Origin of the sequence: Microbacterium cremeum, from assembly GCF_015277855.1 — a bacterium.
GTDB lineage: Bacteria > Actinomycetota > Actinomycetes > Actinomycetales > Microbacteriaceae > Microbacterium > Microbacterium cremeum.
This window is the reverse complement of sequence record NZ_CP063812.1, coordinates 2332149-2345582: the sequence shown is the minus strand read 5'-3', so window position 1 is coordinate 2345582 and position 13434 is coordinate 2332149. Positions and strand designations below refer to the sequence as shown.

The window sequence follows — 13434 nt, the reverse complement described above, 5'->3', positions numbered from 1 at the left end:
GTGGTGCCGCTCACACGGCTACACGCGCATCGGATGAAATCCGTCAGACCGCCCGGAGCACGGCGACGACCTTGCCGAGCACGACCGCGTCGTCGCCGAGGATCGGCTCGAAGGCGGAGTTGCGCGGGAGCAGCCAGGTGTGGCCGTCGCGCTGGCGGAACGTCTTGACGGTCGCTTCGCCGTCGAGCATGGCCGCCACGATCTCGCCGTTGTCGGCCGTGGCCTGCGACCTGACCACGACCCAGTCGCCGTCGCAGATCGCAGCGTCGATCATCGAGTCGCCCGACACGCGCAGCATGAAGAGGTCGCCCTTGCCGACCAGCTGCCGGGGGAGCGGGAAGATCTCTTCGATCTGCTGATCGGCCGTGATGGGCACGCCGGCGGCGATGCGGCCCACGAGAGGCACGAGAGCGGCGTCGCCGACCGACGGCGCGCTGTCGGCCGGGCTCTCGGTGGCGGTGCCGGGCAGATCGATCAGCACCTCCATGGCGCGCGTCTTCCCCGCGTCGCGGCGCAGATATCCGCTCAGCTCCAGCTGATTCAGCTGGTGCGTCACGCTCGAGAGCGACTTGAGGCCGACGGCGTCGCCGATCTCGCGCATGCTCGGCGGATAGCCGTGACGGGCGATCGAGCGCTGGATCACTTCGAGGATCGCGAGCTGCTTGTCGCTCAGGCTCTTGCGCCGTCGTGTCTGGGGCTTCTCGCGCCCGGCCGCGTCGCTCATGTCCGGCTCCCGTCTCGCGCCCGTCGGTGGAGCGCGGTTTCTTCGAATGTCGGAGGCCCGTGGTGGGGTTCTCGTATCGAAACCGTATCCGCCTGTGACCCGCGAGGGGAACAACCTCGCCGCGTGTCGCGTTCGAGAGTCGCGATCCGGATTCCGGTATTGACATCCTACAGACTCGAAGATAGCTTCGGAAAAGAGGTTCGCACCTCCCCGCTCCCGGCCGAGCGGGGAGTGCGAATCTCCCGCCCCCAGAGGAGGACAGCATGACCGCGATCGGCGTCACCACGACCGTTCCCTCGCCCGCCGATGCCACGCGGGCCGTCGCCATCCGGGCGACGCGTCTGCGCCTGACCGTGCGCGGGCGTCGCGTCCTCGCGCTGGCCGCCGCTCTGCCGGCGATCATCGCCCTCGCGTTCGCGATCATCGGCGGCGGCGCGGCGCTCGCGTCGCGCGACGAGGGGGCGCCGGCGGGCACTTTCTCCACGATCACCGTGGCGCCCGGCGACTCGCTGTGGTCGATCGCCGAGGAGGTCGCGCCGTCGCACGACCCGCGCGACGTCGTCGACCGGCTGGTGCGGCTCAACGCGCTCGACAGCGCGGTGGTGTGGGCGGGGCAGCGCCTGTCGATCCCGTCGGAGTACGAGCCGACGCCGTGACGTCGCGCGACGTCACGGGTCGCCGGTGGTCGGTGCGGCGCCCGTAGCATGGGAGGGGTGAGTCCACGCCTCGAAGACCTTCCCTTGCGCGCCGATCTCCGCGGGCAGAAGCCGTACGGAGCCCCGCAGGCAGCGCTTCCCGTTGCGCTGAACGTCAACGAGAACACGCATCCCGTGCCGCAGGACGTCGCCGACGACATCGTGGATTCGATCGCCCGCGCCCTGCGCGACGTCAACCGCTACCCGGACCGCGAGTTCACTGCTCTACGCGAGGGATTCGCCGACTATCTCGGCCACGGGCTCGACCGCGACCGGATCTGGGCCGCGAACGGCTCCAACGAGGTGCTCCAGCACATCCTCCAGGCTTTCGCCGGGCCGGGGCGCACCGCGTTCGGCTTCGCCCCCACGTACTCGATGTACCCCCTGCTCGCGCGGGGCACCGGCGCCGAGTGGATCTCGGGCACCCGGGCGCCCGACTTCACGCTCGAGGCCGCGGACGCGGCGGCTCAGGTCGCCGACGCGGCGCCCGACGTGGTGTTCCTGTGCTCGCCCAACAACCCGACCGGCACTCCGCTCGGCCTCGATGTCGTCGAGGCCGTCTACGACGCCACCGACGGCGTGGTGGTGGTCGACGAGGCGTACTTCGAGTTCGCCCCGCACGACCAGGCCTCCGCTCTGACCCTGCTCGAGGGGCGCGAACGGCTCGTCGTGTCGCGCACGATGAGCAAGGCGTTCGCGTTCGCAGGGGCCCGTGTCGGCTACCTGGCTGCCGACCCCGTCCTCATCGACGCGCTCCGCCTGGTGCGGCTGCCGTACCACCTGAGCGCACTCACGCAGGCGGCCGCGAGTGCGGCGCTGCGCCACGCGCCGGTCATGCTGCGGATGGTGGACGAGATCGTCGTGCAGCGCCACCGCATCGCCGCCACGGTGGAGGCGCTCGGCTACACGGCGCACGACTCGTGGACGAACTTCGTGCTCTTCGGCGGCGTCGACGACCCGGCCGCGACGTGGCAGGGGCTCTACGACCGCGGCGTGCTCATCCGGGACGTCGGGATCCCGCACCACCTCCGGGTCACGGCGGGCACGGCGGACGAGACGACCGCATTCCTCGACGCGCTGGCCTCGGTAGGATCGGCCGCATGAGCGCTGAACCCCGTACGGCGTCGCTCCGGCGAGCGACGAGCGAGTCCACCGTCGAGCTCGAGCTCGACCTCGACGGCTCCGGGCGCAGCCGCATCGACACGACCGTGCCGTTCTTCGACCACCTGCTGACGGCGTTCGCGAAGCACTCGCTCACCGACCTCACCGTGCGGGCGTCGGGCGACACCGACATCGACGCGCACCACACCGTCGAAGACATCTCGATCGTGCTCGGCCAGGCGATCCGCGAAGCGCTCGGCGACAAGTCCGGCATCTCGAGGTACGGCGACGCGCTCGTCCCCCTCGACGAGGCGCTCGCCCAGGCCGTCGTCGACATCAGCGGGCGCCCGTACCTCGTCCACACCGGCGAGCCCGCCGGATTCGAGCACCACCTCATCGGCGGACACTTCACAGGTTCGCTCGTGCGCCACACATTCGAGGCGATCGCCTTCAACGCCGCGCTCACCGTCCACGTCCGCGTGCTGTCGGGCCGGGACCCGCACCACATCGCCGAGGCCGAATACAAGGCGTTCGCACGCGCCTTCCGCCAGGCGAAGGCGCTCGATCCGCTGGTCGAGGGCATCCCCAGCACGAAGGGTGCTCTGTGAGCGAGGCTCCCGAGCTTCGCGCAGTAGACGCGGCGAAGCCGCTCGTCGCGGTCCTCGACTACGGCTCGGGCAACGTCCACTCCGCCGTCAAGGCGCTCGCGGCGGCCGGTGCCGACGCCCGCCTGACGTCCGATCGCGGTCTCGTGCTGGAGGCTGACGGGCTCGTGGTGCCGGGGGTCGGCGCCTTCCGCGCCGTCGCCGAGGCGCTCCGCGCCAGCCGCGGGGATGAGCTCATCGAGCGCCGCCTCGCCGGCGGCCGGCCCGTCCTCGGCATCTGCGTCGGCATGCAGGTGCTCTTCGAGCGCGGCGTGGAGCGCGGCGTCGACACCGAGGGCATGGGCGAGTGGCCCGGGATCGTCACCGAGCTCGACGCGCCCGTCCTCCCGCACATGGGGTGGAACACGGTGGAGCCCGGGGCGGGGTCGAGGCTGTTCCGTGGCATCGAGCACGAGCGGTTCTACTTCGTCCACTCGTTCGGCGTGCAGAAGTGGCTGCTCGATGTGCAGCCGCCGTTCCCGCAGCCGACCCTCACGTGGTGCACCTACGGAGCCCCGTTCCTCGCCGCGGTCGAGAACGGGCCGCTGTCGGCTACGCAGTTCCACCCCGAGAAATCGGGGGATGCCGGCATCCGGCTGCTCGCGAATTGGATCGAAGGGCTCAGCGGGGCTACCCTCTGAGATCGTGCCGTCCGCCGAGTGCGCTCCGCGGAACCTCCCGCACAGTTCTCAAACAGCCAGGGAGCCATGAACGATTTCGCCTCCACACCCAAGCTCGTCCTTCTTCCCGCGGTCGATGTCGCGGACGGCAAGGCGGTGCGCCTGACCCAGGGAGAGGCGGGCACCGAGACCAGTTACGGCGACCCCGTCGACGCGGCGCTCGATTTCGCGCGCCAGGGGGCGCAGTGGATCCACCTGGTCGACCTCGATGCGGCGTTCGGCCGCGGGAACAACGCCGCCGTGATGCGCAAGGTGATCAAGCAGGTCCGCGGCGTGCAGGTGGAGCTGTCGGGCGGCATCCGCGACGATCGCACGCTCGAGGCGGCGCTCGAGAGCGGGGCCTCGCGCATCAACCTCGGCACCGCGGCGCTCGAGAACCCGGAATGGGCCGCCGACGTGATCGGGCGCTACGGCGACGTGATCGCCGTCGGACTCGATGTGCGCGGCACGACGCTGGCCGCCCGTGGCTGGACGCGCGAGGGCGGCGACCTGTGGACGGTTCTCGCCCGCCTCGAGGAGGCGGGCTGCAGCCGCTACGTCGTCACGGACGTCACGAAGGACGGCACGCTCCGGGGTCCGAACCTCGAGCTGCTGCGCGAGCTGACCTCCCGTACTCCCAAGCCGGTCGTGGCGTCCGGCGGTGTGTCGAGTCTCGACGACATCGTGGCGCTGCGCGATCTCGTGCCGCTGGGCGTCGAGGGAGCGATCGTGGGCAAGGCGCTGTACGCCGGCGCCTTCACGCTCGCCGAGGCGCTGGATGTCGCCGGAAAGTAGCCCGCACGACCACGATCACGGCGCGGATCCCGCGACCGACTCCGCCGGCGTGCCGTGGGCGGGGCGCAGCTTTCACGACAATCCCCACTCGTCCGACGACGGCTCGGCCGATCCCGCGCTGCTCGCAGCGCTGACGGCGTTCCGGGCCGGTCGCGGCGGCCAGCGCGAGGTCGTGGACGCGTACCGCGGCGCCCGCCTCCTGATCCCGCTGCTCGCAGCACTCGGACAGGCTGACGAACCGGATTCCGGGAGCGTCGGCGCGCACGGTCTCGCCGTCGACAAGACGCAGGAGCTGTCGATCGTCACCGTCGCCGCCCCCGACGGGCGCCGCGTGCTGCCGGTGTTCACGTCGGTCGAGGCGATGGGGCGGTGGGATGCCTCGGCACGGCCCGTCCCGGTCGACGGCGTGCGCACGGCGCTGGCGGCCGTGGCCGACGACACCGAGCTCATCGTCGTCGACCCGGCCTCGCCGACGGAGTTCGTGATCCGCCGCCCCGCCGTGTGGGCGATCGGTCAGGGGCAGCCCTGGGAGCCGAGCTTCGCGTCGCCCGAGGTCTTCGCGGGGCTGAACGAGAGCATCGGCGGCGAACTCGCCGTGATCGACTTCGCCGTCGAGCCCGGCGACCCGGACGCCCGGCTGCGCGGACCCGAGCTCGTGGTGCGGCTTCATCTCATCCACGGGCTGGAGCAGGAGGAGCTCGACGCGGTCCTCGCGCGCCTCGCCAAGCGGTGGGCCGCCGATGATCGCATCGCGGTGCTCGTGGACTCGCTCACCGTCAAGCTCGTCCGCGCGTGACTCGCTGAACCTGTCGCGTCGTGCCGAGTCCCGGCATGCCGCGCATCGGGTGATCGGCGTAGAGTCCGTCCTGGCGTCGTGTGAACCCCGACACCGGGAGGGTGCCATGTCTGCGCAGCGTCCTGAATACGAATCCGCGCTGGAGGCGGCGCATCGTCACGCGCGGTCGTGGCTCGACTCCGTCGCGGACCGGCCGATCCGGCCGGAGGCCGACGTCGACGGCATCCTGGCGCGACTGGACCGTCGACTGCCCGACGAGGGGGAGCCGGCGCTCGACGTCGTCGGCGCGCTGGCCGAGGCCGTCGAGCCCGGACTCATGGCGATGGGGTCGCCCCGCTTCTACGGCTTCGTGATCGGCGGCACGTACCCCGCCGCGCTCGCCGCGGACTGGCTCGTCTCGGCGTGGGACCAGAACACCGGGTCGCGTCAGCCGACACCCGGCACCGCCGCGGTCGAGGAGGTCGCCGCGGGCTGGCTGCTCGACCTCCTCGGGCTTCCGCCCGGAAGCGGCGTCGGGTTCGTCACGGGCGCCACGAGCGCCAATCTGTCGTGCCTGGTCGTCGCGCGCGACGCGGTGCTGCGCGCCCGTGGGCACGATCCGCTCCGCGGGTTGCAGCGCGCCCCGCGCGTGCGCCTGCTCGCCGGTGACGCGGTGCACACGTCGGTCGTGCTCGCCGCCCGGATCGCGGGCCTGGGCGCGCCTCAGACCGTGGGTGCCGACGACGAGGGCCGCATCGACGTCGAAGGCCTGGAGCGCGCGCTCGCCATCGACCCCGACGCGGCGGCCATCGTCGCGCTGCAGGCCGGTGACGTGCACTCCGGCGCATTCGACGACTTCTCCGCGGCGATCGAGGTGGCCCGGCGCGCCGGGGCCTGGGTGCACGTGGACGGCGCCTTCGGACTGTGGGCGGCCGCGGCGCCACGCCTGCGCCACCTCGTGGCGGGAATGGCCGACGCGGACTCGTGGGCGACCGACGCCCACAAGACCCTCAACGTGCCGTACGACTGCGGCGTCGCGATCGTGCGGGACGAGGCCGCCATGACGGCGTCGCTCGGCGCCCATGCCGCCTATCTGCCGACGGTCGCCGACATCCCCGACCCGTACGATCGCGTTCCCGAGCTCTCGCGCCGTGCGCGCGGCGTGCCGGTATGGGCGGCGCTGCGCTCGCTCGGCCGGTCCGGCGTCGCCGACCTCGTCGACGGGCTCGCGGCCGCGGCATCCGCCCTCGCCGCCGGATTCCGGATGATCCCCGGCCTCGCGGTGCTCAACGACGTCGTCTTCACGCAGGTGTGCCTCGCCGGACCCGATGACACCGCGACCGCCGCATTGGGGGAGTGGCTGCGCGCCGAGGGCACCGTGTGGGCGTCGTCGTCGGCATGGCAGGGGCGCACCGTGGTGCGCTTCGCCGTCAGCAATCGGGGGACGGATGCCGCAGCCGTCGCCCGCACCGTGGACGCTGTCGCGCGCGGCGCGGCGGCGGTGGGGATCAGTTGACCGGGCCGGTCCACTTCTCGCCGGGGCCCTGACCGATCGGGTCGGGGATCACCGACGCCTCGCGGAAGGCCAGCTGCACCGATCGCAGACCGTCGCGGAGCGAGCGTGCGTGCATGTCGCTGATCTCGGGTGCCCCCGCCGTGATGAGACCGGCGAGGGCGTTGATGAGCTTGCGCGCTTCGTCGAGATCGGTCTGGGCCGCCGGGTCGTCGGCGAGTCCGACCTTCACCGCGGCGGCGCTCAGGAGATGCACCGCGGTCGTGGTGATGACTTCGACCGCCGGCACGTCCGCGATGTCGCGGGTGGCGGATGCCGCAGCGCGTTCCTGATCCTCCCAGCGGGCCTGGCGGTCGGCATCCTGTGCCGCCGCTGTGCCGTTCATGTCGCCGTCCCGGTCTCGAATCGTGTCCACGCCGTACTCTCTGATAGACTGCTGCGGTCTCCGGTGCGTTCTGCACCGGATCGGAAAGAGGATCTACATCCCACCCGCGCTTGCCGTTCCAGGCTACCGGGTCACGCACTCCGCCCCGACCGTTCCGCGGCCGGGGTAGCCGCTCGGGAATCGCGCGGGAACAGGGTGCAGAGTCGGCGCTCCCAGCGTCTCGACGGGTGGAGTGGATCGTCCTCCGCCCGCGACGCATCCGTGTCGCGGTGGTCATCACCCGCACGAAGGAGCTCCGCATCAGCGATCCCCGCACCAACGACCGCATCCGCGTCCCCGAGGTCCGCCTCGTCGGACCCGCGGGTGAGCAGGTCGGCGTCGTCCGCATCGAGGTGGCACTGCGCCTGGCCCAAGAGGCCGACCTCGATCTCGTCGAGGTGGCCCCGAACTCGAAGCCCCCCGTGGTCAAGATCATGGACTACGGCAAGTTCAAGTACGAGGCTGCGCAGAAGGCCAAGGAAGCGCGTCGCAATCAGGCGAACACCGTCCTCAAGGAGGTCCGGTTCCGTCTGAAGATCGAGGCACACGACTACATAACCAAACTGAAGCGCGCCGAGGGCTTCCTGCAGTCCGGCGACAAGGTCAAGGCGATGATCCTGTTCCGCGGTCGCGAGCAGTCGCGCCCCGAGCAGGGCGTGCGCCTGCTCCGCAAGTTCGCCGAGGACGTCGCGGAGTTCGGCACGGTCGAGTCGAACCCCACGATCGACGGCCGCAACATGGTGATGGTCGTCGCGCCGCACAAGAACAAGTCCGAGGTGAAGACCGAGCAGAACGCTCAGCGCGCCGCCAACAAGGAAGCAGCCCGTTCCGCCCGCACCGGCGGCGCGCCCGCCACGCCGGACGAGAACGACGCCGCAGAGGCCGCCCCGGCCGAGTAAGGCCCCACCGACCCCCGCACCGCGGGATCCGACTCCCGCCTGTGCGGGAAGTGAAACGAAGGAAGAAGAGATGCCGAAGCAGAAGACCCACTCGGGCGCCAAGAAGCGCTTCAAGGTCACCGGCAGCGGGAAGCTCATGAAGCAGCAGGCGAACCTTCGCCACAACTTCGAGGGCAAGCCCAGCCGCCGTACCCGCCGTCTGTCGCAGGACCAGGTCCTCGCCCCCGGCGACGCCAAGGTCGCGAAGAAGCTCCTCGGCCGCTGATCGCGCCGACGCAAGTTAGGAACCAAACGAAATGGCTAGAGTCAAGCGGGCCGTAAACGCCCACAAGAAGCGTCGCGTCATCCTCGAGCGCGCCTCCGGTTACCGGGGTCAGCGTTCGCGCCTGTACCGCAAGGCGAAGGAGCAGGTCACCCACTCGCTCGTCTACGCGTACCGCGACCGCCGCAAGCGCAAGGGCGACTTCCGCCGCCTGTGGATCCAGCGCATCAACGCCGCGAGCCGCCAGAACGGCATCACGTACAACCGCTTCATCCAGGGCCTCGGCCTCGCGGGTGTGCAGGTGGACCGTCGCATGCTCGCGGAGCTCGCGGTGAACGAGCCCAAGACGTTCGCGTCGCTCGTCGAGACGGCCAAGAAGGCTCTGCCCGAGAACGTCAACGCTCCCAAGAGCGCCTGACACCGGCTGCCTGGCTTCGAAAGGGCGTCCTCCTCGCGGAGGGCGCCCTTTTCGCGTTCCCGGGCGCCCGTCGGTCGTTGAGCGAGCGACCCCCCTCGTCGGTCGTCGAGCGAGCGACCCCTCCCGTCGGTCGTTGAGCGAGCGAAGCGAGACGAAACGCAGATGCCGCGACCTAGACTGAGAGCCGTGCTCGAGAACCCTCGCTCTCCGCGTGTCCGCGCCGTCGCGAAGCTGACTAAGCGCAGCGCCCGGCACGAGACCGGGCTGTTCCTGCTCGAGGGGCCGCAGGCGGCGCGGGAGGTGCTGGCGTATCGTCCTGAGACCCTCGTCGAGCTCTTCGCCACGCCGACGGCGATCGAGAAGCACTCCGACCTCCGCGAGGCGGCGACGGATGCCGGCATCGAGGTGGTCTTCACGAGTGAGGCCGTGCTCGACGCGATGGCCGACACCGTGACGCCGCAGGGGATCGTCGCCGTCGCGCGCCAGTCCCCGACGTCGGTGCGCGACGTCTTCGCCGCCGCGCCGCGCCTCGTCGCGATCTGCGAGGAGGTGCGCGACCCCGGCAATCTCGGCACGATCATCCGCGCAGCCGACGCGGCGGGCGCCGACGCGGTCGTGCTGACCGGGCGCACCGTCGACCCCTACAACCCGAAGGTCGTGCGCGCCACGACCGGATCGCTGTTCCACCTGCCGGTCGCCGTCGGCGTCGATCTCGCGACAGCCGTCGAGAAGGCCCATGCCGCCGGCGTGCGGGTCGTGGCCGCCGATGTCGGGGGAGGGGACTTCCTCGCGTCGCGCGATCTGCTCGCCGAGCCGACCGCGTGGCTGTTCGGCAACGAGGCCCGAGGTCTCGACGAGGACGCCCTCGCCCTCGCGGACCTGTCGCTGCGGCTGCCGATCTACGGCGCCGCCGAATCGCTGAACCTCGCGACCGCGGCGAGCGTCTGCCTGTACGAGACGGCGTTCGCCCAGCGCGCTGCCGGGTGAGCGGCGTTCATTCCGCTGCTGTTACAGATCGGTAAAGGGTCCGCGCCCCACTGGCCGAGGGCAGACGCGCGCGCCTAGGGTGATGGACATGGCGACACCTGACGCACCGGCAGCGGCGCCGCGTACCTCGAACATCAATGTCCGTCGCGGCGAGCCGCTCGTGGTGATCGAGCACGTCGACAAGCACTTCGGCGACCTCCACGTGCTGAACGACATCGACACCGTGGTCAACCGCGGCGAGGTCGTGGTCGTGATCGGTCCGTCCGGCTCCGGCAAGTCGACGCTGTGCCGCGCCATCAACCGGCTCGAGACGATCGACTCCGGTCGCATCATGATCGACGGCGTCCCGCTGCCCGAAGAGGGCAAGGGCCTCGCGAAGCTCCGCGCCGACGTCGGCATGGTGTTCCAGTCGTTCAACCTCTTCGCGCACAAGTCGGTGCTCGAGAACGTCACGCTCGGCCCGATCAGGGTGCGGGGCATGAAGAAGAAGGATGCCGACGACAAGGCGATGCAGCTGCTCGACCGTGTCGGCGTGGCCAATCAAGCCAAGAAGATGCCGAGCCAGTTGTCGGGCGGGCAGCAGCAGCGCGTCGCGATCGCGCGGTCGCTGGCGATGAACCCCAAGCTCATCCTCATGGACGAGCCGACGAGCGCGCTCGACCCCGAGATGATCAACGAAGTGCTCGATGTCATGATCGGGCTCGCCCAGGAGGGCATGACGATGATCGTCGTGACCCACGAGATGGGCTTCGCGCGCAAGGCCGCCGACCGCGTGCTGTTCATGGCCGATGGGGCGATCGTCGAGGAGGCGACGCCCGAGAAGTTCTTCACGAACCCGCAGAGCGACAGGGCGAAGGACTTCCTGTCCAAGATCCTGGAGCACTGACCCAGACTCCCGGCCCGAGCGGCCGGGATCCGAGAGGACCGTCACGAGCGGTCCATCACAGCAAAGGACGAAGACATGAAGCGAATGCGACTTCCGCTGATCGCGCTGGCCGCCGCCGGCGCCCTTGCGCTGTCGGCGTGCGCCACCGGCGGCACGCCCGGCGGCGAAGACACCCCCGCCCCCGAGCCCGAAGAGGTCACCTTCGAAGAGGGCACGACGATGGCCGAGCTCAACGAGGCCGGCACCATCACGATCGGCACCAAGTTCGACCAGCCGCTGTTCGGTCTCATGGGCCCCTCGGGCACGCCCGAGGGCTTCGACGTCGAGATCGGCAAGATCATCGCCGCCGAGCTCGGCATCGACGAGGGAAGCATCGAATGGAAGGAATCGGTCTCGGCCAACCGCGAGCCGTTCATCCAGAACGGTGAGGTCGACATCGTCATCGCGACCTACACGATCAACGACAAGCGCAAGGAGGTCGTCTCGTTCGCGGGCCCGTATTACATGGCCGGCCAGTCCATCCTCGTGCTCGCCGACAATGACGACATCGAGAGCGAGGAAGACCTCGTCGGGCAGCCCGTCTGCTCCGTGACCGGTTCGACCCCGGCGGCCAAGCTCGCCGAGATCGGCGCCGAGCCGGTGCTCACCGACACCTACTCGAACTGCCTCGAGCCGCTGCGCAACGGCCAGGTCGTCGCGGTATCGACCGACAACGTGATCCTCGCGGGCCTCGCCGCCCAGAACGAGGGCGAGTTCAAGGTCGTCGGCGAGCCCTTCACCGATGAGCCCTACGGCATCGGCCTCGCGCTCGAAGACACTGAGTTCCGCATGTGGATCAACGACGTGCTCGAGGCCTCGTACGAGGACGGCCGCTACGAGGCGGCCTGGAACTCCACGGCCGGCACAGTGCTGCCGTACGTCGAGCCGCCGGCACCCGACCGCTACTGATCACGACGACGACCCGGCCCGGCACCGGGCCGGGTCGTCGCCAGTCCCTCGACCGGCAGGAAGGAGAACTCGTTGGAGCAGCTCTGGTCGCTGATGCCCATCTTCATGGACGGCTTCCGTGTCACCCTCCTCCTGCTCGTCGTATCGGGTGTGCTGTCGTTGATCCTCGGCACGCTCATCGCGGCGATGCGCATCTCCCCCGTCGCTGCGCTGCGCGGGTTCGCAGCGTTCTGGACCGAGGTCGCCCGTAACACGCCGCTCACGCTCGTCTTCTTCTTCACCGCGTTCGTGCTCCCCATGCTGGGCATGCGCGCCCCGTACCTTCTGCTCGCGTTCGTCGCGTTGACCTACTACACCTCGCCGTTCGTCGCCGAGGCGCTGCGATCAGGCATCAACGGCGTCCCCATCGGCCAGGCCGAAGCCGCGCGCAGCATCGGTCTCGGCTTCGGCCAGACGGTCTCGCTGGTGGTCCTCCCACAGGCGTTCCGCATGACCATCCCGCCGCTCATCAACGTCTTCATCGCCCTCACCAAGAACACCTCGGTCGCCGGCGGATTCTTCGTCGTCGAGCTGTTCGCGACGACGCGTCAGCTCGCCAACGACAACGGGAACATCGTGATTCCGATCCTGCTCACGGCGGCCGTTCTTTACCTCGTCATCACCGTTCCGCTCGGCTTCGCCGCCGCGCGGCTCGAGAAGCGCTGGGTGGTGAAGCGATGACCGGCACCTCCGTCCTCTTCGACGCACCCGGGCCGCGGGCGCGCATGCTCTCGCGGGTCCTCTCGATCGTCTCGCTGATCCTGATCCTCGCCGTGGCGGTGTGGGTCGTGACGCTCCTGGCGGCGCCGCGGGAGTCCGGCGGCATCACGCTTCCCGGCATGTTCGATCCCAGCCGTTGGGACATATTCACCGACCCGGTCGTGTGGGCCTCGATCGGGCGCGGCGTCGTCGCCACCCTGCAGGCGGCGGCGGTCGCGGCCGTGGGCGCGATCGTGCTCGGCATCGTGTTCTCGCTGCTGCGCACATCGAAGTTCGGCTGGATCCGCATTCCGGTCGCCGGACTGCTGGAGTTCCTGCGCGGCATGCCCGTGCTGCTGATGATGCTCTTCATCCTCCTCGTGGCCTCGACCGGTGCCTTCTGGGCCGTCGTGATCGCCCTCATCCTGTACAACGGCACCCTCATCGGTGAGATCCTGCGCGCGGGCCTCGCGGCGCTCCCGCGCGGTCAGCGTGAAGCCGCGCTCAGCGTCGGTATGCGCGAGTTCCAGTCCAAGATGCTCGTGGAGTTCCCGCAGGCGTTCCGGCAGATGCTGCCGATCATCGTCGCGCAGTTGGTCGTGCTCCTGAAGGACACGTCGCTCGGCTACATCGTCGGGTACAACGAGATCATCCGGAACAACATGAACAACCTGCTGAGCTTCTTCGGCAACCGGTACTTGTTCTCGATGTTCATCGTGACGCTCGTGATCTACCTCGCGATCAACCTCACGCTGTCGTGGTTCGCCCGCTGGCTCGCCCGTCGCACGGCGAGCGGGCGCACACGTCGGGGCAAGGCAGCGGATCCCCTCAATCCGGCGGCGCTCCTCGAGGCCGAGGCGCGGGCCGACGAGGCTGAGCGGACGGCGGCGAATCGCGGGCTGGGCCGGCACGACGGAACGTCGCTCTGACACGGCGAGGCGAGGCATCCGCCGTCGGTAGACTCGT

The 13434-nt window shown here is 70.1% G+C and carries 17 protein-coding genes; 15 read left to right on the top strand and 2 right to left on the bottom strand.

What is annotated here, in order from left to right; all coding sequences use genetic code 11:
- Positions 1 to 43: 43 nt before the first annotated feature.
- Positions 44 to 724: a transcriptional repressor LexA gene (lexA, locus tag IM778_RS10705; RefSeq protein WP_194408884.1), complete on the bottom strand. Its 681-nt coding sequence runs from the start codon at positions 722 to 724 to the stop codon at positions 44 to 46.
- A gap of 263 nt (positions 725 to 987) precedes the next feature.
- Here lexA and IM778_RS10700 point away from each other — a divergent pair, with 263 nt between their 5' ends.
- From IM778_RS10700 to IM778_RS10670, 7 genes are all read left to right on the top strand, one after another.
- Positions 988 to 1380 carry a LysM peptidoglycan-binding domain-containing protein gene (locus tag IM778_RS10700; RefSeq protein WP_194408883.1) on the top strand — a complete coding sequence of 131 codons (393 nt, stop codon included), beginning with the start codon at positions 988 to 990 and terminating at the stop codon, positions 1378 to 1380.
- Positions 1381 to 1428: 48 nt separating this feature from the next.
- Entirely contained in the window at positions 1429 to 2523 is a 1095-nt protein-coding gene (locus tag IM778_RS10695) for a histidinol-phosphate transaminase (protein WP_194408882.1), read from the top strand.
- A complete protein-coding gene (gene hisB / locus IM778_RS10690; RefSeq protein WP_194408881.1) occupies positions 2520 to 3128 on the top strand; it encodes an imidazoleglycerol-phosphate dehydratase HisB in 609 nt (202 codons plus the stop codon). Before IM778_RS10695 ends, hisB begins: the two co-directional genes overlap by 4 nt.
- Complete coding sequence (gene hisH, locus IM778_RS10685) at positions 3125 to 3805, top strand: imidazole glycerol phosphate synthase subunit HisH (protein WP_194408880.1); 681 nt, start codon at positions 3125 to 3127, stop codon at positions 3803 to 3805. Before hisB ends, hisH begins: the two co-directional genes overlap by 4 nt.
- Before the next feature lie 66 nt (positions 3806 to 3871).
- On the top strand, positions 3872 to 4618 hold the full coding sequence (priA, locus tag IM778_RS10680) for a bifunctional 1-(5-phosphoribosyl)-5-((5-phosphoribosylamino)methylideneamino)imidazole-4-carboxamide isomerase/phosphoribosylanthranilate isomerase PriA (RefSeq protein ID WP_194408879.1): 747 nt from the start codon (positions 3872 to 3874) through the stop codon (positions 4616 to 4618).
- Positions 4602 to 5414 (top strand): SseB family protein, encoded by an 813-nt coding sequence (locus tag IM778_RS10675; RefSeq protein ID WP_194408878.1) that lies wholly within the window; start codon positions 4602 to 4604, stop codon positions 5412 to 5414. The genes priA and IM778_RS10675 overlap by 17 nt, the downstream gene beginning before the upstream one ends.
- A 106-nt stretch (positions 5415 to 5520) precedes the next feature.
- Positions 5521 to 6909, top strand: a complete 1389-nt coding sequence (locus IM778_RS10670) for a pyridoxal phosphate-dependent decarboxylase family protein (RefSeq protein WP_194408877.1) — start codon at positions 5521 to 5523, stop codon at positions 6907 to 6909.
- Here the strand turns inward: IM778_RS10670 and IM778_RS10665 are convergent.
- Entirely contained in the window at positions 6902 to 7291 is a 390-nt protein-coding gene (locus IM778_RS10665) for a DUF1844 domain-containing protein (protein ID WP_194411830.1), read from the bottom strand. The genes IM778_RS10670 and IM778_RS10665 overlap by 8 nt on opposite strands.
- Positions 7292 to 7560: 269 nt before the next feature.
- On the opposite strand from IM778_RS10665, the gene infC reads away from it, so the two are divergent.
- The 8 genes from infC to IM778_RS10625 all read left to right on the top strand — a co-directional run bounded on the left by infC (position 7561) and on the right by IM778_RS10625 (position 13397).
- The gene (infC, locus tag IM778_RS10660) at positions 7561 to 8229 is read left to right on the top strand and encodes a translation initiation factor IF-3 (protein ID WP_194411829.1); all 669 of its coding nucleotides are present in this window, start codon (positions 7561 to 7563) and stop codon (positions 8227 to 8229) included.
- A 70-nt stretch (positions 8230 to 8299) separates the two neighbouring features.
- Positions 8300 to 8494 (top strand): 50S ribosomal protein L35, encoded by a 195-nt coding sequence (gene rpmI / locus IM778_RS10655; RefSeq protein WP_194408876.1) that lies wholly within the window; start codon positions 8300 to 8302, stop codon positions 8492 to 8494.
- A gap of 31 nt (positions 8495 to 8525) precedes the next feature.
- On the top strand, positions 8526 to 8909 hold the full coding sequence (gene rplT, locus IM778_RS10650; protein WP_194408875.1) for a 50S ribosomal protein L20: 384 nt from the start codon (positions 8526 to 8528) through the stop codon (positions 8907 to 8909).
- Between the two features lie 186 nt (positions 8910 to 9095).
- Positions 9096 to 9896: a TrmH family RNA methyltransferase gene (locus IM778_RS10645; protein ID WP_194408874.1), complete on the top strand. Its 801-nt coding sequence runs from the start codon at positions 9096 to 9098 to the stop codon at positions 9894 to 9896.
- A gap of 88 nt (positions 9897 to 9984) precedes the next feature.
- The gene (locus IM778_RS10640) at positions 9985 to 10782 is read left to right on the top strand and encodes an amino acid ABC transporter ATP-binding protein (protein WP_228484504.1); all 798 of its coding nucleotides are present in this window, start codon (positions 9985 to 9987) and stop codon (positions 10780 to 10782) included.
- A gap of 75 nt (positions 10783 to 10857) precedes the next feature.
- Entirely contained in the window at positions 10858 to 11730 is an 873-nt protein-coding gene (locus IM778_RS10635) for a glutamate ABC transporter substrate-binding protein (protein WP_194408873.1), read from the top strand.
- Between the two features lie 72 nt (positions 11731 to 11802).
- Entirely contained in the window at positions 11803 to 12450 is a 648-nt protein-coding gene (locus IM778_RS10630) for an amino acid ABC transporter permease (protein WP_420488829.1), read from the top strand.
- On the top strand, positions 12447 to 13397 hold the full coding sequence (locus IM778_RS10625) for an amino acid ABC transporter permease (RefSeq protein WP_194408872.1): 951 nt from the start codon (positions 12447 to 12449) through the stop codon (positions 13395 to 13397). Before IM778_RS10630 ends, IM778_RS10625 begins: the two co-directional genes overlap by 4 nt.
- Positions 13398 to 13434: the final 37 nt, after the last annotated feature.